Origin of the sequence: Mangrovivirga halotolerans (assembly GCF_026241165.1) — a bacterium.
GTDB lineage: Bacteria > Bacteroidota > Bacteroidia > Cytophagales > Cyclobacteriaceae > Mangrovivirga > Mangrovivirga halotolerans.
Window position 1 is genome coordinate 389,115 of sequence record NZ_JAPFQN010000006.1, and the last position, 18,108, is coordinate 407,222.

Genomic DNA, 18,108 nt, shown 5'->3' on the forward strand with positions numbered 1-18,108 from the left:
ATGAAAGTAGAAAAAATTGGATTTGGAGAGATCGATACGTTCTCTCCAATTTTTTTGGATTATTTAGCTGAAAAAGATGCTTTAAAAGAATTTTACAGATATTCCATTCAACTCGACAGTTTTAAAGAGGCGATTAATGAAAGGAGTTCTTTTTCAGAAAATCACCGAAAAACCCTGGTTAATGTATTAAAAAAACAATACTCTTCGATTGATACTCCAGAGGCTGTAACCGAAAACATCAATTCCTTAGCCAATAATAATACTTTCACTGTAGTCACCGGACACCAGCTGAATATTTTCACCGGCCCTCTATATTTCATTTATAAAATAGTTACTACCTATAAGCTGGCTCAAAAGCTGAAAGAGGCTTACCCGGAATATAATTTCGTGCCGGTTTACTGGATGGCTTCTGAAGATCACGATTTTGCAGAGATCAATCATTTCAATCTTTTTGGCAAACAAATAAAGTGGGAAACTGATCAAACCGGACCTGTAGGGCGCTTTACCACAGAAGGAATGGTTGAAAATCTTAATCTCAATGGAATGGGTGATGAGATTGAGGCATTTTTGAATTTCTATAAAAAAGAAGACACTCTGGCGAAAGCTCATCTTTCTTTGGTTAATTATCTCTTTGGAAAAGACGGGGTCGTAACTATCGATGCAGACCATCCGGAACTTAAAAGCATTTTTGCCCCAATAATAAAAGAAGACATCTTCTCGGAGAAAAGTAACGAACTTACAGAAAAGCAGACTGGAGCATTAACAGATCTGGGTTATAAGTCCCAGGTTTACAGCCGTGATATTAATTTCTTTTACCTTAAAGATGATCTTAGGGAACGAATAGTTAAAACTGATTCTGGTGATTATAAAACTGTTAATGAGGTGGCTCAATGGACTAAAGAAGAATTGAGTTCCGAGATTGAACAGCATCCGGAAAGATTCAGTCCAAATGTAATAATGCGACCTGTATATCAGGAAACAATCCTTCCCAACCTTGCTTACATAGGAGGTCCTGCGGAAGTTGCATATTGGCTTCAATTGAAATTGGTGTTTGATTACTATGACACTTTTTTCCCTGTTCTCATGCCAAGAAATTTTGCGCTGACTCTTAACAAAGCCAATGTTAAAAAATACGAGAAGCTTGAAATCGGAACAAAACAACTTTTTATACCCTTTGAAGAGCAAAAAAAGGACTTTATTGAAAAGCTTACAGAAAATGAGATCAAGCTAAACGAGCAAAAAAAAGGCCTGGCAAAAGTTTTCGATGAAATAAAGGATAAAGCAGCAGAAATAGATAAAAGTTTACAGGGTTTCGTTGGTTCAGAAATGGCGAAATCGATGAAAAGCATTGATAATATCGAAAAAAGGCTGCAGAAAGCGGAGGAGAAAAGACACGAAATTACTCTAAATCAGCTTGAATCACTGCTCAATAAATTATTTCCCAATGGTTCATTGCAAGAACGTCACGACAATTTCTTAAATTTCTATTTGAATCATCCTAAATTCATTGAACACTTGAAGTCTGCGTTTGACCCGTTTGACTTTACTTTTAACATCTTATTTGAAGATGAATAAAGATACCTTAAGACGTACATTTTTAGAAAAAAGAAAGGGATTAAAAAAGGCAGAGTACGACTGGAGATGTGAAGCAATTGCCCAAAACTTTTTTAAATACTCCGGCTGGTCAGAATTGTCCTGCATCCATACCTTTTTGCCAATCATCAAAAATCGGGAAATAGATACTTATCAGATAATCAATGGCCTTAGAAAGAGAGACTGGGAGGGAAAAATTACTACCGGTGTATCTGATTTCAAATACAACACAATGCAAACTTATCTCCTGGATGAGTCTACAATCTTAAAGGAAAATCATTGGGGAATTCCTGAACCTGTAGATTCGATCGAAGTAGAGGATTCGGAAATAGATATGGTACTCACTCCATTGATAGTAGCAGATAAGAAAGGTCATCGAATTGGATATGGAAGAGGCTTCTATGATATCTTTTTTAAAAAACTAGAGCCCCATACCAAAAAAGTAGGCCTTTCGTTAAGCCTACCTTTAGATCCTGTTAAATATTTCAGTTCTTTTGATATCTGCCTGGATATGTTAATTACTCCTTACCGGGTATATCATTTTGACTGACCGGTTATTTTTTCAATAACTGAGCTGCTTCTTTGGCAAAATACGTCAGTATAGCATCGGCGCCCGCTCTTTTTATGCTCAATAATGTTTCCAGAATCACCCGGTCGTTATCAAGCCAACCTTTTTGAGCTGCAGCCTTAATCATGGCATATTCTCCTGAAACATTGTAAGCTGTAACCGGAAGTTCTGTTTTTTCTCTTATTAAATGAATAACATCAAGGTAGGTCATTGCTGGTTTGACCATAAGCATATCTGCACCTTCTAATTCATCTTGTTCAGCTTCAATCAAAGCCTCTCTTTTGTTGGCGGGGTTCATCTGGTAGGTTTTCTTATCACCGGATTTAGGTGCGGAATCTAACGCATCTCTGAATGGACCATAAAAAGCACTTGCATATTTAGCAGTATAGCTCATTATTGAAGTATTGGTAAACCCTGATTCATCCAGTGCTTCCCTGATCTCAGCAACTCGCCCGTCCATCATATCAGATGGTCCGATAATATCAATACCGGTTTCTGCCTGTGCAACGGCCATTTGAGCTAAAACATCGAGAGTCTCGTCATTCAGGATCACCCCGTTATCATCAACAATTCCATCATGACCATCAACACTGTAAGGATCAAGGGCAACATCAGTCATGATACAAGCTTCAGGAAATTTCTTTTTAATCTCCGTGAGTGCCTTTAAATAAAAAAAGTTCTCATCATAACTGGCAGTACCGGTTTTATCCTTATACTTTTCATCTACCACAGGAAAAATATCAAAAACTTTTACACCAAGGTTTAAGCATTCCTCAATCTCTTTAAGCATGTTGTCGAGGGATAGTCTATTGATACCCGGCATACTATCTACCGGAACAGACTTTTTAGTCCCTTCGAGTAAAAATAACGGGAAAATAAAATCCTTGGTGGTCAGGGTGGTTTCCTCAACCATTTCTCTTATCGCTGCAGACTTACGGTTTCTTCTTGGCCTCTGTAACATGCTTCTTATTTTGATTTGAGCAAAATTAAGATATAAATGTCAAATATTTAATAATGAAAAACCCCGACCTGTAAGTCGGGGTTTAAAATTATTTTTTCCAGGTTTTCTCAAACTCTGAAATCGTTTTCTCTATTATATCACAACATTCGTGTAATTCTTCTTCAGTCATTACCAGTGGAGGAGCAAACCTGATAATATTACCGTGAGTAGGTTTAGCCAGTAAACCATTTTCTTTCAATGCCATACAAATATCCCAGGCTGTTGAGCTTTCCTGTGTGTCATTGATTACGATAGCATTGAGTAACCCTCGGCCACGTACTAACTTTACAGATTCAGATTTTTCAATGAATTTTTCCATTCGTTCTCGGAACAACTCACCAAGCTGACGGGCATTCTGAGAAAGGTTTTCATCTACTACAACTTCAAGTGCAGCCATAGCAACTTTAGAACCTAAAGGATTACCTCCAAAAGTACTTCCATGCTGTCCTGGTTGGATTACTTCCATAATATGATCATCTGCAAGAACCGCAGATACCGGATAAACTCCTCCAGAAATTGCTTTTCCTAAAACCAACATATCTGGTTTAGTATACGTGTCTTCTTGTCTTTCACATTTTCCTTTACAAGAGCAGTTTCCACAAACAGCTAAAAGACTACCAGTTCTTGCAATTCCGGTTTGAATCTCATCAGCGATCATTAAAACATCATTCTGGGAACATATCTCTTTGGCCTTAGATAGAAAGTTATCATCAGGAGTTACAACACCTGCTTCACCCTGAATAGGTTCAACTAAAAATCCCGCTATGTTTTTGTCGCTTTTAAGAACATTTTCCAGCGCTTCAAGATCATTGAAAGGTATTTTTATGAATCCCGGAGTATACGGACCGAAATTTTTTCTTGCTCCCTCATCATTTGAAAATGAAATAATGGTGGTTGTTCGTCCATGAAAATTGTTTTCGCAGATAACTATTTTAGCTTCATTTTCAGGAATGCCTTTTCTTTCGTAAGCGTATTTCCTGCAAATTTTAATTGCAGTTTCAACAGCCTCAGCTCCAGTATTCATTGGCAATACTTTATCAAAGCCGAAATACTCTGTCACATACTTTTCATATACGCCTAATACGTCATTATAAAAAGCCCGCGAGGTTAGTGTCATAGTTTGAGCCTGCTCCGTAAGGGCTCCAACAATCTTAGGATGACAATGCCCCTGATTTACGGCACTATAGGATGATAAAAAATCATAATATTTTTTACCTTCAACATCCCACACATGTACCCCCTCACCTTTGGAAAGTACAACTGGAAGGGGATGGTAATTATGTGCCCCATGCTTATCTTCCAGCTCGATAGCTTCTTTGCTCGATTTAATGCTGTCCACCATTACAATAAGAATTTTAGATCTTTAATATGTTTAGAATGCCAAATTAACGATAAGCATTCGTTAGAAAAAAGTAAAACTGGAAGAAGTTAAATCGAGCAAAATGTACATTTGAGGCAAACTAGGCCTATTGCCTTTAAACTAAGAAAATACTTATCCGGAGGTAAAAAAAATTTTAACTCGCTATTCCCAATTCATTTCTAATTTCTTGAAAATCGACAACCCCTTTAATAAAATATTTAGAAAGGTGAGGATATGCTGAGCGGAGTTCAGTTAACATTAAGTTAAAAGGAATGTCCTCAAATGTCCCGTAAAAATGCAAAAACTCAAGTTGTTTACCAGATTGATCGTATTGCTGAAAAAAGGCATCATTTTCACCATCAAACTCAAGCACAGGAACACCCAGGTAATTGCATAATGATTTATTAAAAGCAGGTGTAAGCTTTACCCATTTACCCTTGAGAAATAATTCAGCATACCCGTGAAACACAAACACATCAGTTTCAAGTATTTCTTCAAGATGACTTGTGCCTATGTGATTTTTTACATTCGCAAACCCCATTCTGGCCGGAATTCCAACAACTCTGGCGGTTGCAACTAGTAAAGAGGCTTTTTCAACACAATACCCATAATTCCTTTCCAGTAAATTACTAGATTGAATTCCTTCTTCTGTGAAGTTCAATTTATAAGGATTGTAACGAAAATCATCTCTGATACGATAATAAAGAGCGATTGCCTTTTCTACTGGTGAATCAATACCAGTACAAATCTTTTTCGCATAACTTATTACTTTTGGATGGTCACTATTAATATATCTGTAAGCAGAAAGAAACTCTTGCATTCTTAATTAAAAAATTTCGATTTTTGGCGATGACTAATATAATAAATAATCATTAGAAATTTAAACCCAATTCAATTCACCATATTTATAATTAACTATCATCAAGTTTTCTGATTCTTTCTTTAATAATTTTTATCAAAATATTATAATTGCAGATCTATCAACCAAATAAGAACAATGTATCGATTTATTCGATTGCTGATCCTATCAGCTTTTTTATTAACTAATCTGTCTAGTTGCTCAACCACAAAAATCAGAAAAGAAAGTGGAATGCTAAGCCTCACCAGCTCCGACATCATATTAATTAATACTCTTCCCGTTAACGGACATAAAGCTATTTCTTTTTATGAGTCAGCAAGAGAAAAGCTTACAAAAGCAGGGGTAAAAGAAGTGATTTATCTTCCAGAAGTTGAGTTTCAATTATTAGCATCCGGAATAAAGTATGAGGATTTAAAGCGTATGCCTTTAAAAGAATCTACAAGAATAAGAATTTCTGAAACGTTAGGTGTCAATTACATAATTGAAGCACAATTGATCAACGCTAAAGAGGGTTCTTTATATGAAATTGAAAATGCAAACAACAAACTGCCTTATGATGATCCAACTACTTCAGAAGCTGAACTTTTATTTTTGATTTCAAACCTGGAAAACCCTGCTTTGGATTACAAGTTTTCAGTGTCCACTACAATTTCAGGATTATCCTACAATGATGACGATGGAGATTCGCACTCTATTAATTTAAGCTACTCTGAATATTCTGTTGTAATGAGATCATTTAAGGATGGAATAAAAGAAATATCAAGAAAAGTCAATTAAAAATCGCAAGTAATTTTTTAATTATCACGGAATGAAAAATTTTTTAATTTTCGCAGTTTTTATCAGCATAGCATTTTTTATTTACCCTGTTTTACAAAAAACCAACATATCTATTTTTGGAATTAATACTATCAAAGAATCCATCCAAGACTATGATGAAAAGATTGAAGAGTACGATAAAAAAATAAATGAGCTAAAAGAAAAAGAGGTCCTTAGAGAAATTGACCGAACAAGGATTGAGTCAAATGAATCTACTAGAAATACTTATGTAGCCGTTAAAAAGGTGCAAGAAAAAGAATTGCGTAAATCTTACGGCATTATAATCGGTACATTGGCACTTTTTGTATTATTACCTTTTTTAATTTTTGGTGGATCCTCTACAAAAAACCTTAGCAATGAGGAAAAAACATGGCTGACAATCCCTTTAGAAAACATTAAAAGCCTTGCCCTTTCGTATGACAAGAAAAAAAGGGACAGAAACCAGGACCCGATGAATATAAATTTTGTCAGTAAAAGAATTCAAATTGAAAACAATATATTAAGCACAAAAGGATCTACACAGTCATCTGCCATGATCATGGCATTTCTTTGTCTTCCTGTATTTTATTTTATACCTCATTTGTATCATTTCTTTTCACCATCAAACGAAGGTGAATCTTTAATTAGTCAATTTGATAATTGGGGAGTTTTAATCACTCCAGTTGTATTCCTTATCGTTGGTATTTATCTTTTTTTAAGTTTTGGTCCAAAAGCGAAGTTTACAATTAACAAATCCAATAGACTCATTAAATATAGGTCAGGTACAGAAATGGTAACCCGAAAAATTTCTGAATTGGAATCTATCCAAATAAATTCATTCACCTTAAACTCAAACAAAGGGCATTCACATCAACAATATGAATTGCAGTTAAATTTTATCGATGGTTCCGTTAAGGCATTATTTAATCATACCGGTAAAGAAGAAATGTATGTGGACGCAATCAAAACAGCCCGGTTTGTTAGAAAACCATTTGTTGATCCTGTTCGTGCAGTAGAATCAAATCCACATTTTATTTAGCAAAAATTAGCACTTGCCTTAACAGTTTTTAAGTGTAATCTGTCTTTGAAGGAAGGTCTCAATAATATATTTGTTGCTTATCATCAATCAACAAAACTAATACTATGAGATTTTCATTATTAATTATTTTAAGCATTTTTTTATCCTCAAGTAATATTAATGGACAGGATAAAGACAAAAAATTAAGCTTTTCTATTGAGGCTGGACACTTGTCAGGAATAGGAAAAATACACCACACAGAAGACATTTACTATGAAAACTTCACTAAGGCTTCACGGTTAAGATTTATACTTGACTATAAATTAAATGGCTATTTCTCTACAGGGCTTGGCTTCGGTCTAGAAGGGTATCAAAGTAATCTTCCTGTTGGTGCTTCTTACTATAATACAGCTCCTTTATTCCTGGAGTTCAGTGGTAAATTAAAAGATTCGGGTAATACTCCAGTTGCTTCTTTTAGACTTGGGAATTCAATGAAACTTGCTGAAATTTTCGAATCAGGTCTTCATTTAGGTGTTGACCTGGGTTATTTAATCAAATTAAAAAAGATTTCTCTTCGACCTTCAGTGGGTTATAACCTTCAACAAATAAGAAATACAAGTATTTCTATTTATGATGAAAACAGTAACAATGTTACTTCATATGAAAGCAATATTCTTTTGAAAAGCCTTTCTTTCAATTTAAGACTAACTTTATAAGATTTGTTAGTAGAAAAAATAAAAAAAGGCTATCTGAATCACCAGATAGCCTTTTATATTATTAGTCATTAAAAAACCTCTTCTTATTAATAAATATCAACACTACCCCAACGAAAATGCAGGAGTCGGCAATATTAAAAACGGGTCTGAAAAACTGAAAACTATCGCCTCCCCAAATAGGAACCCACTCAGGAAAAGTCGAATCTATCATGGGAAAGTAAAGCATATCTATAACCTGCCCATGAAATAAAGGAAACAAGGCTCCATACATTACATTTCCTTCCAGAAAAATGCCATAAAAAGTACTATCGATCACATTTCCGAGGGCACCACCAAGAATTAATGCTATTGCATATAACAATCCATCGTGAACGCCTTTTTTATAAAGATAATATATGTAATATCCGATAGCTCCGACAGCAATAATCCTGAAAGTGGTTAGAATTAACTTTCCATATTCAAAATCCATTTTCCAGCCAAAAGCCATGCCGGGATTTAATGTATAGTGAAGCTTGAACCAATCGCCGATAACGTTGATATCTTCACCCTGGTACATATTGTGATAAACCCACATTTTACTGGCCTGATCGACAATAATGACCAGTAGAGTGAGAAGGTAAAACTTTGTTAATTTCACTTTTCTACTTCAATGTTTATTTTAATAGTATAATCATCAATCTGGAGTTCTTCGCCGTTTCCATTAACTCCGGATTCAACAAGTGATAACGCCTGTGTTTCAGAACATATATATTCTTTATGAGCAGACACGGCTTCTTTAACAACGCTATCTGATGATTCAAAAATTATGTTGATCTTATCCTGGACTTCAAGTCCTTTATCCTTTCGAAGGTTCTGGATCCTGTTTACCAGGTCCCTTGCAAAGCCTTCTTTACGTAAGTCGTCAGTAATTGTAATGTCAAGTGCCACAGTTACACCTTTTTCACTGGCTACCGCCCAGCCTGGAATATCATCTGAAGTGATTTCAACATCTTCTAGTGTTAACTTAATCTCTTCTCCTCCTACTGTGATAGGATATTCATTCTGTTGCTCAAGTGTTTTGATGTCTTCCTGATCAAACTTTGAGATTTCCTTAGTGATATCTTTCATCAACGGACCATATTCCTTACCTAATTTTCTAAAATTCGGTTTGATACGCTTAACGATCACTCCAGATTCTTCATCAAGTAGCTCCACTTCTTTAACATTCACCTCAGATTTTACAATATCTTCAACGGCTGCAATGTACTGAGCTGTCTTTTCATTTAATGCAGGCACCATCACTTTTTGTAACGGTTGACGAACCTTGATCTTATTTTTCTTCCTGATAGAATGAACAAGAGATGAAATATGCTGAGCAAGATACATTCTTTCTTCCAGAGCTTTATTAACAAGACTTTCATCTACCTGAGGGAAATCACTTAAATGTACACTTGTCACTTCTCCAGTATCTTCAGATGCAATCAAAAGATCTCTGTAGAGCTTATCCGCATAGAAAGGAGCTACGGGTGAAGCAAGTTTTGAGATGGTAAATAAACACTTATATAGAGTATAGTAGGCCGCTTTCTTATCTTCATTAAGATCTCCTCTCCAGAATCGCTTTCTATTAAGACGAACATACCAGTTACTCAAATCATCAATTACAAAATCCTGAATCAAACGCGTCGCTCTTGTAGGTTCGTATTCGCTGAACGCATCATCAACATCCTTGATAAGAGAATTTAATTTACTAATCACCCAACGATCACTTTCAGTCAATGCGTTGGTAACATCTTTATCTTCGGCAAACTCGTAATTATCAAGGTTTGCATAAAGAGCAAAGAAAGAATAGGTGTTATGAAGCGTACCGAAAAACCTTCTTTGAACTTCCTGTACACCTTCCAGGTTGAACTTCAGGTTATCCCACGGGTTGGCGTTAGAGATCATATACCAGCGAGTGGCATCCGGACCATATTGTGAAAGAGTCTCAAATGGATTGATTACGTTACCAACCCTCTTAGACATCTTATTTCCGTTTTTGTCCAGAACAAGACCATTTGAAATAACATTTTTATATGCTACAGAATCAAATAGTAATCCCGCAATTGCATGGAGAGTAAAAAACCACCCTCGAGTCTGATCAACACCTTCTGCGATAAAATCTGCCGGGAAGTTTTTTTCAAAAGTCTCATGATTTTCAAATGGATAATGCCACTGAGCATAAGGCATCGCACCACTATCAAACCAAACGTCGATTAAATCAGGTTCACGGAACATCTTTTGTCCGGTAGAACTAACTAATACGACATCATCAACATATGGCCTGTGAAGATCAAAGTCTTCTGGTATCTGCTCAGACATATAGCCCGCATCGATCGACTTCTGCACTTCATCTCTCAGTTCCTGAATAGAACCAATACACTTTTCCTCTGATTTATCTTCTGAAACCCAGATCGGAAGAGGTGTTCCCCAGTATCTAGATCTTGACAGGTTCCAGTCGACCAGGTTTTCGAGCCAGTTTCCAAACCTGCCTTCACCAGTTGATGCCGGTTTCCAGTTTATGGTTTTATTTAATTCTACAAGCCTGTCTTTTAAAGCCGTGGTTTTTATAAACCAGCTATCCATAGGATAATAAAGTACAGGCTTATCAGTCCTCCAGCAATGTGGATAACTGTGCTCGTATTTTTCGACCTTAAATGCTTTATTCTCTTCCTTTAACTTAATCGCAATTAATACGTCTGTAGATTTATAATCCGGATCAGACTCATCTTCACCGGTATAATTTTTTACATATTTCCCGGCAAAATCAGTTATTTCTTCAACAAATCGACCCTGGCGATCAACGATTGGAAGCTCTTTGCCATCTTTATCCTTTACAAAGATTCCTTCTACATTATTTTGAACTGAAACTCTGTAGTCATCTGCACCAAAAGATTTGGCCAGGTGAACAATTCCCGTACCATCCTCGGTTGTCACATAATCTGCTTCCAGCATTGTAAATGCGGGCTTTTCAAGCTTAATGTAAGGAAGCAATTGTTCGTAATCTATTCCAACAAGCTCCTTACCTGTGTATTCGTTAACTACCTCGTAAGGGATTTTCTTATCTCCCGGATTAAAGTCTTCCAGGTTCAAATCTGCATGTTTAGGATTAAAATATGCTGAAATCCTGTCACTGGCTAAAATCAGTGAAACAGGCTGATTTGTATACGGGTTATAAGTTTTAACTTTTGAATACCTGATCTTTTCTCCAACAGCCAGAGAGTTATTTGCCGGTAAAGTCCATGGAGTGGTTGTCCATGCTAAAAAGAAAACTTCCTCGTCACCATCAAATAAAAATTCTGACTTTTCATTTCGCTCAACTTTAAACTGAGCTGTGATAGAAGTGTCCTTCACCATTTTGTAGGTGCCTGGCTGATTTAGCTCATGAGAACTAAGACCAGTTCCAGCAGCAGGAGAAAATGGCTGAATTGTATAGCCCTTGTAAAGAAGACCCTTATCATAAAACTTTTTGAGTAAATGCCATAAGGTCTCCATGTACTTGCGGTCAAAAGTGATATATGGATCATCAAGATCAACCCAATACCCCATTCTTTCGGTCAGGTCATCCCATTCACTTTTAAATTTCATCACCGCTTCACGGCATCTTTCATTATATTCTTCGACAGTAATTTTCTTACCGATATCTTCCTTAGTAATTCCAAGTTCTTTTTCAACCTGAAGCTCAACAGGTAATCCATGGGTATCCCAACCACCTTTACGCTTAACCTGCATTCCTTTAAGCGTTTTAAATCGGCAGAACAAATCCTTCACCGTTCTGGCCATTACGTGGTGAATACCGGGAGTACCGTTAGCAGAAGGTGGTCCTTCATAAAAAGTAAATGAGGGAGCTCCTTCACGGTTATCAACCGATGCTTCAAACACTTTATTTTCCTTCCAATAAGCCAGCATCTCATCAGCTAGCTTCGCATAGTCAGGTTGTTTATACTCAGGGTACTTCACTGCAATAATTTTAATTTTCAATAAGTTGCAAATTTAATGACGTAATAATAAGAATTGAGGTTTTTCTCGGGTTTTTTGAAAAGGACATAAAAAAAGCGCCTCCTCGGCGCTGACCTATTCTAAAGGCGGACACTCCTCGCGTCCTTTTTTATAGATATTATCTGGCTGTAGGAGGAGGAGTCGAACCTCCACGAAGTGGTTAGCCTCTTGCGAGATTTATCCCAAACCTTCACCCCCGAGACAGGAGGGCATGTCTGCCTGTTTCATCACCCTACAGTATAATTAAGGATTTCTCCTTTTAGTTGTTTTTTTAAGTGTTTACTTCACTTTGTTGCTGTAGAGGGAGGAGTCGAACCTCCACGAAGTGGTTAGCCTCTTGCGAGATTTGTCCCAAGCCTTCACCCCCGAGACAGGAGGGCATGTCTGCCTGTTTCATCACCCTACAGTATAGATTAATTATCCGGAAGCATTTCTTCCTTCGGTTTTTTAAAAGTGTTTCCTTCACTTTGTTGCTGTAGAGGGAGGAGTCGAACCTCCACGAAGTGGTTAGCCTCTTACGAGATTTGTCCCAAGCCTTCACCCCCGAGACAGGAGGGCATGTCTGCCTGTTTCATCACCCTACAGTGTAAAAACGAAATTTTAAATATTTACCTCGTTTGGTTGTTACAAATATCATAAAACCTATATAATTATGCAAATAACGCAACAAATTAATTTAATTTTTATAAATTAAGCAATTATGCCTTGAAATATTGAATGTGCAAACACATGATTTTCAATATTTCTCGAAATTTTTAAGAAATTATTAATCTTAAGGAAAATGAATTTTTCAAAAAGGAAGAACCACCTAATGAAATACTAAAAAATAAAAATATAGCAAAAATATATTTTGACTATCCGTCATGTTTTGCAAACAATATACTCTTTGATGGATAGAATGGGGTTTCTTCAATTTTAGCAAGTTCTTTTCCATCATCGGACATGATTATAACATTGCTAACCCAAAACTCTTTTTCAACTATCAGGTCAGTCCATTGATAAGAATAAAAAACTTTCTTATCCAGGTTGTAGTAACCGTGAAAGATTGGGAGTGGTGTTGATGGAGTCATCGGAATATCGCCTACTTTATCTACTGTGCCTGACCCAATAAGCATTAATTGCGTTTCAAGACTTTTAATATTATCCGAATCAATATTACGTTTAAGATTTAATCTTAAAGATTTCATAAAAGAATCAAACCGATTCCTTTTTCCCTTTAGATAGATTTGATGAGATTCCTGACTTTTGAAAATATGGGCTAAACGTAATTTCAATCTTTCCGCATTTTCTGTTTGGGTGGCTTCAAATTCTTTAAATAACCCAAAAACTCTCACGCGGATGGGAAACTTTCCTGGTTCATGGATAGAAGAATAATCGATGGTAATAAAATAATTAAAAAAGTTATCGGAATGCTCAAGAATCATTTTCAGATCATCAAACTCTCCAGAATCAGAATTTCTGATATTTTTGAATTTATTTATAGCAGTACTTAGATCGTTTTGTAAACCTTCACTATCAAAATATGCATCCTCTCCATCAACTTGAAGTCTGACAATGTTATCTATTTCTACTGATTGAAGAACCGTATAAAGCTTATGTAATATCTGTATCGCTTCAAAAGATTCCTTTTCAACTTTTTCTGAAAATACTCCGGCAGTTAAATAATGAAAAAGCTTTTTTACAGAGGAATCGGGCTTAATGCTTTCTATAACTGTTTCTTTCGAAGGATCTACCAATATGTCTCCCTGAAAAAACATAGTTAATTAATTTGCTCTAAAAGAGTTCTAAAGGATACGTGTCGATCCTTATATTTCTCATAATGCTCATTAATAAGGTCCGGAGCATGATTTTCAAGATATTCGTTTATCTTATTTATATCATCTGCAAAATACTGAATTGAAAATGTTGTGCCTTCAACACCACTTTCCTCATTTAATAGTCTGAACATTTTATGCTCTCTGAACATTCCTGTATTTAATACTTTTGGAATATGACTGCTTTTCATCCATTCCAGCCATTCTTCCTCAATATCCTTATCTACATTTACTGTAACGCTATATAAAACCATTTGCCATTTTTTTTGTTTATATGTAAATATACGATTCAATGATAACAAAATACTTTATATATTTGATCATTTGAATCTTTTCATAACTATCAAAATATAATCAAAATTGCTTAATAAGGGCAGGTAGAAGATGGTAAAATATTCGATTAAAGATTTAGAGCAATTAAGTGGCATTAAGGCGCACACTCTCAGAATATGGGAGCAGCGATACAATATATTAAATCCTCAGCGAACAGTTACAAACATTCGCTATTATACAGATAGAGATCTTAAAAGTCTATTAAATATCGCTCTATTAAATCAGCACGGCTATAAAATTTCTAAAATAGCTGAAATGCCTAAAGAAGAGCGTAACGAAATAATAAAAGACCTTGTGAAGAAGCCTGAAAATACTTCATCACAAGTAAACAGTCTAACTGTTTCTATGCTTGAACTCGATGAAATTGGTTTTGAGGAAAAATTAAATAAAGCAATTCAAAGTATAGGCCTGGAACAGACAATGTTAAAGGTTCTTCTACCTTTTATGCAAAAAATTGGTGTTTTATGGCAGATAGGATCTATCAATCCTGCCCAGGAACATTTTATTTCAAACCTAATCGTTCAAAAAATATACGCAGCTATAGATAAGTTAGGTCCTTACTACGCCAACAGCGATAAAAAAACTTTCTTATTATGGCTAGCAGAAGGCGAGTATCATGAATTAATGCTTTTATTCGCCAATTATCTTTTAAAGTCCAGAGGTTACAAGGTGATTTATCTTGGAGCTAATCTGCCATTCGAAGATCTTAAAACTATTTATGAGCAACATACCCCGGATGTGCTCTTTACTGTCTTTACTACATCCAATCTTCCATACGACATATCTAAATATATAGAAGAACTAGTAAATATCTCAGGTAAAAGTGAGGTACTCGTTTCAGGCAGTCAGTTAGTTGATGTGGAAGCTCAATTACCTGGTAAGGTTCAGGTAATCCCATCACTGGACAAATTCATATCTATGATTTAGTGAAATAAACAGATTAACATCTAATCTAAAACGTTCTGACCATTATTAGTCAAAAGGCTTAATATTTTAAGCCTCTTATACTCCTATTATCTAAAATAGCAGGCTTCTATAGCAGCACAACGTAAATTGTTTCAACAAATGTTTAACTTTTGTTTGACATTAGTTAAACAATTAGTATATTTGTTTAAGAGATGTTCACAAAAGTTAAACATTATGACTGCATTAGAATTCGGATACAGATTAAACAGTTTAAGAGTTTTTCTTAAGCCCTACGCTTACAGACTAACCAGAGACAATGATGAAGCCAATGACTTGCTCCAGGAAACAGTTCTAAAGGCTTTCAGTAACAGAGAAAAATTTTCGGAAGGCACAAACATCAAGGCATGGTTATATACCATAATGAAAAACACCTTCATTACAAATTACCAAAAGAAGGTCAGACAAAAAACCTTTGTTGATAAGACAGACAACGACCACTACATAAACAGTTCTAAGCACACTATCGAGAATGGTGCTTACGGTAATTTCAAAATGAAAGACATCAAAAGATCAATCAAAAAACTTGATGATAATTATAAAGTTCCTTTCATGATGCATTATAAAGGGTATAAGTATTATGAGATAGCAGAGCATTTAAATGTACCTATTGGAACTGTAAAAAACAGAATTCACCTTGCAAGAAAAGAATTGAAAGAAATGTTACAGGTTTATCGAACCATTTAATGAAATCTTAGATTCTAATTACTATATTGTTCCCTAAAAATTTTAATGAACAGAAGGAAATACGATGCCGTTGTCATCGGTAGTGGGTTTAGCGGTTTAGCAGCAGCATGTTATCTTGCCAAAGATGGTTTCAAGACAGTTGTTGTTGAAAAAAATGATACTCCGGGGGGAAGAGCAAGACATTTTTCTGAAAAAGGTTTTGTTTTCGACATGGGTCCTTCGTGGTATTGGATGCCTGATGTATTCGAGCATTTCTTTGCTTCTTTTGGAAAAACTCCTTCTGACTATTACAATCTAATTCGTCTCGATCCTAGTTATAAAGTCATATATAAAGATTCAAAAATTGACATTCCAGCTAATTGGAATGAATTAAAATTACTATTTGATAAATTAGAACCCGGTTCTTCTAAAAATTTAGAAGAATTTATGCGTCAGGCTGAAATTAAATATAAAGTCGGTATGAACGATTTTGTTTACAAGCCCGGCCATTCTTTTACTGAATTTTTAGATCTGGATCTTCTCAAAAAAGCAACAAAGCTTGATATTTTTTCTTCTATAGGCTCTCATATACGGAAGTTTTTTAAAAACAAGGAATTGATCCAGCTAATGGAGTTTCCAATTTTGTTTTTAGGAGCCCTGCCAAAAAACACTCCTTCGTTATATTCAATGATGAATTATGCCGATATGAAACTCGGCACTTGGTATCCGGAAGGAGGAATGCATAAAATCATTGAAGGAATGGTCTCTTTGGCCAATGAGCTCGGGGTTGAAATTCACACTAATGAAGAGGTAAAAAACGTAGAAATCACAAACAATAAAATTTCGAGTCTACAAACAAGTTCAGCGGTTTATGAGGCCGACAATATTATTTGCTCCGCTGATTATCACCATTTTGAACAAACAATACTTCCTAAGCAATACCGCAGATACACAGAAAAATATTGGGAAAAGCGAAAGCTTGCCCCGAGCTGTTTGCTTTTTTATATTGGTGTAGACAAAAAATTAAACAACCTTGAGCATCATAATTTATTTTTTGATGCAGATTTTGAAAAGCATACAGATGCAATATATGGGGATGTAAAGTGGCCTGATGATCCATTATTTTATACCTGTGTTCCATCAAAAACAGATTCAACTGTTGCGCCGGAAGGAAAAGAAAATATTTTTATTTTAATCCCTATGGCACCAGGATTAATAGAAAATAACGATATTAGTGAAAATTACTATAAACAGGTAATAAGCAGGCTGGAGAAACACTGTGGCGAAAACATCAAGGATCATGTGATTTACAAGCGTAGTTATGGAGCTAAAAACTTTATAACTGATTATCATGCCTATAAAGGAAATGCTTATGGTCTAGCTAATACTTTAGATCAGACTGCGATCCTTAAACCTAAAATGAAAAACAAAAAACTAAACAATCTGTTATATACAGGACAACTTACTGTTCCGGGACCAGGTGTTCCTCCTAGTTTAATTTCTGGAGAAATAGTTGCCTCAGAGGTAATTAAGGAGAAATCCGGACAGTTAGCATAAACTTTCAGATCTATGATTGAACTTTTTCACAAATCAGCTTTTGAATGTAGTAAGAGAATAACTGAATTATACAGTACTTCTTTTACTCTTGGAATCAAGACGCTGAGTAAAAGATATCACGACCCTATTTTTGGAATATATGGTTTTGTAAGATATGCAGATGAGATCGTGGATACTTTTCACCATATAGATAAAGAAAAGACATTAAAGCTTTTTGAAGAGGACACCTATAAAGCTATTGAAGAAAAATTCAGCATGAATCCTGTACTTCATAGCTTTCAAATGATTGTAAATGAATATTCGATTGAAAGAGAGCTCATTGAAGCATTCTTAAAAAGTATGAGAATGGATATTTATTCTTCTACCTATAATGATTCTGCCTACGGAGAATATATTTATGGCAGTGCAGAGGTAGTTGGCTTAATGTGTTTACGCGTTTTTTGTGAAGGCAATAAGGAAGAATATGAAAAACTAAAACCTCATGCGATGAGTCTTGGTTCTGCCTTTCAAAAAGTAAATTTCCTTCGGGACCTGAAGGCTGATTTTGAAGAAAGAGGAAGGGTGTATTTTCCTGAGGTTGATTTCAGATCTTTTTCTCAAGATGAAAAATGTGAGATCGAAAATGATATTGAAAAAGATTTCGACCATGCCCTAGAAGGGATAATTAATCTTCCAGATGGAGCCCGTGCAGGTGTCTATCTTGCATATTTATATTATAGAAAGCTCTTCAACAAAATAAAAAAATGTCCGCCACACCTTATCCTTGAAAACAGGGTTAGAATTCCCAACTTTACTAAATTAATACTTTTAGGCAGCACTTATTTTAAATTTCAGCTAAGAGTTATTTAAATT

Annotated in this window: 16 protein-coding genes; 9 read left to right on the forward strand and 7 right to left on the reverse strand. The window is 35.4% G+C overall.

The features are described 5' to 3' along the window. Nucleotides 1-1,575: a bacillithiol biosynthesis cysteine-adding enzyme BshC gene (gene bshC / locus OO013_RS12575; protein WP_266057182.1), complete on the forward strand. Its 1,575-nt coding sequence runs from the start codon at nt 1-3 to the stop codon at nt 1,573-1,575. Next, entirely contained in the window at nt 1,568-2,143 is a 576-nt protein-coding gene (locus OO013_RS12580) for a 5-formyltetrahydrofolate cyclo-ligase (protein WP_266057183.1), read from the forward strand. The genes bshC and OO013_RS12580 overlap by 8 nt, the downstream gene beginning before the upstream one ends. 4 nt (nt 2,144-2,147) lie before the next feature. On the opposite strand, the gene hemB is transcribed toward OO013_RS12580, so the two are convergent. From hemB to OO013_RS12595, 3 genes are all read right to left on the reverse strand, one after another. Next, nucleotides 2,148-3,122, reverse strand: a complete 975-nt coding sequence (gene hemB / locus OO013_RS12585) for a porphobilinogen synthase (RefSeq protein WP_266057185.1) — start codon at nt 3,120-3,122, stop codon at nt 2,148-2,150. A gap of 88 nt (nt 3,123-3,210) precedes the next feature. Further along, entirely contained in the window at nt 3,211-4,503 is a 1,293-nt protein-coding gene (gene rocD, locus OO013_RS12590) for an ornithine--oxo-acid transaminase (protein ID WP_266057187.1), read from the reverse strand. Between the two features lie 172 nt (nt 4,504-4,675). Continuing rightward, nucleotides 4,676-5,341, reverse strand: coding sequence for a transglutaminase-like domain-containing protein (locus OO013_RS12595; protein ID WP_266057190.1), 666 nt, complete (start codon nt 5,339-5,341; stop codon nt 4,676-4,678). Between the two features lie 177 nt (nt 5,342-5,518). Here OO013_RS12595 and OO013_RS12600 point away from each other — a divergent pair, with 177 nt between their 5' ends. From OO013_RS12600 to OO013_RS12610, 3 genes are all read left to right on the forward strand, one after another. Then, nucleotides 5,519-6,157 (forward strand): hypothetical protein, encoded by a 639-nt coding sequence (locus tag OO013_RS12600; RefSeq protein ID WP_266057191.1) that lies wholly within the window; start codon nt 5,519-5,521, stop codon nt 6,155-6,157. A 31-nt stretch (nt 6,158-6,188) separates the two neighbouring features. Then, on the forward strand, nt 6,189-7,214 hold the full coding sequence (locus OO013_RS12605) for a hypothetical protein (RefSeq protein WP_266057192.1): 1,026 nt from the start codon (nt 6,189-6,191) through the stop codon (nt 7,212-7,214). A 104-nt stretch (nt 7,215-7,318) separates the two neighbouring features. Next, on the forward strand, nt 7,319-7,909 hold the full coding sequence (locus tag OO013_RS12610; RefSeq protein ID WP_266057193.1) for a hypothetical protein: 591 nt from the start codon (nt 7,319-7,321) through the stop codon (nt 7,907-7,909). A gap of 61 nt (nt 7,910-7,970) precedes the next feature. Here the strand turns inward: OO013_RS12610 and OO013_RS12615 are convergent, their stop codons facing one another. The 4 genes from OO013_RS12615 to OO013_RS12630 form a co-directional block, all read right to left on the reverse strand. Further along, nucleotides 7,971-8,546 carry a lipoprotein signal peptidase gene (locus OO013_RS12615; RefSeq protein ID WP_266057195.1) on the reverse strand — a complete coding sequence of 192 codons (576 nt, stop codon included), beginning with the start codon at nt 8,544-8,546 and terminating at the stop codon, nt 7,971-7,973. After that, nucleotides 8,543-11,905 carry an isoleucine--tRNA ligase gene (gene ileS, locus OO013_RS12620; protein WP_305067229.1) on the reverse strand — a complete coding sequence of 1,121 codons (3,363 nt, stop codon included), beginning with the start codon at nt 11,903-11,905 and terminating at the stop codon, nt 8,543-8,545. The genes OO013_RS12615 and ileS overlap by 4 nt, the downstream gene beginning before the upstream one ends. Before the next feature lie 872 nt (nt 11,906-12,777). Beyond that, nucleotides 12,778-13,680 (reverse strand): hypothetical protein, encoded by a 903-nt coding sequence (locus OO013_RS12625; RefSeq protein ID WP_266057197.1) that lies wholly within the window; start codon nt 13,678-13,680, stop codon nt 12,778-12,780. A gap of 2 nt (nt 13,681-13,682) precedes the next feature. Further along, the gene (locus OO013_RS12630) at nt 13,683-13,991 is read right to left on the reverse strand and encodes a DUF4286 family protein (protein ID WP_266057198.1); all 309 of its coding nucleotides are present in this window, start codon (nt 13,989-13,991) and stop codon (nt 13,683-13,685) included. 130 nt (nt 13,992-14,121) lie between these two features. On the opposite strand from OO013_RS12630, the gene OO013_RS12635 reads away from it, so the two are divergent. From OO013_RS12635 to OO013_RS12650, 4 genes are all read left to right on the forward strand, one after another. Further along, entirely contained in the window at nt 14,122-14,997 is an 876-nt protein-coding gene (locus tag OO013_RS12635) for a MerR family transcriptional regulator (protein WP_266057199.1), read from the forward strand. A gap of 213 nt (nt 14,998-15,210) precedes the next feature. After that, a complete protein-coding gene (locus tag OO013_RS12640) occupies nt 15,211-15,720 on the forward strand; it encodes an RNA polymerase sigma factor (RefSeq protein WP_266057200.1) in 510 nt (169 codons plus the stop codon). Between the two features lie 45 nt (nt 15,721-15,765). Then, entirely contained in the window at nt 15,766-17,256 is a 1,491-nt protein-coding gene (gene crtID / locus OO013_RS12645) for a bifunctional phytoene desaturase/3,4-desaturase (RefSeq protein ID WP_266057201.1), read from the forward strand. Between the two features lie 12 nt (nt 17,257-17,268). Then, on the forward strand, nt 17,269-18,105 hold the full coding sequence (locus tag OO013_RS12650; RefSeq protein WP_266057202.1) for a phytoene/squalene synthase family protein: 837 nt from the start codon (nt 17,269-17,271) through the stop codon (nt 18,103-18,105). The last annotated feature ends 3 nt before the right edge of the window (nt 18,106-18,108 follow it).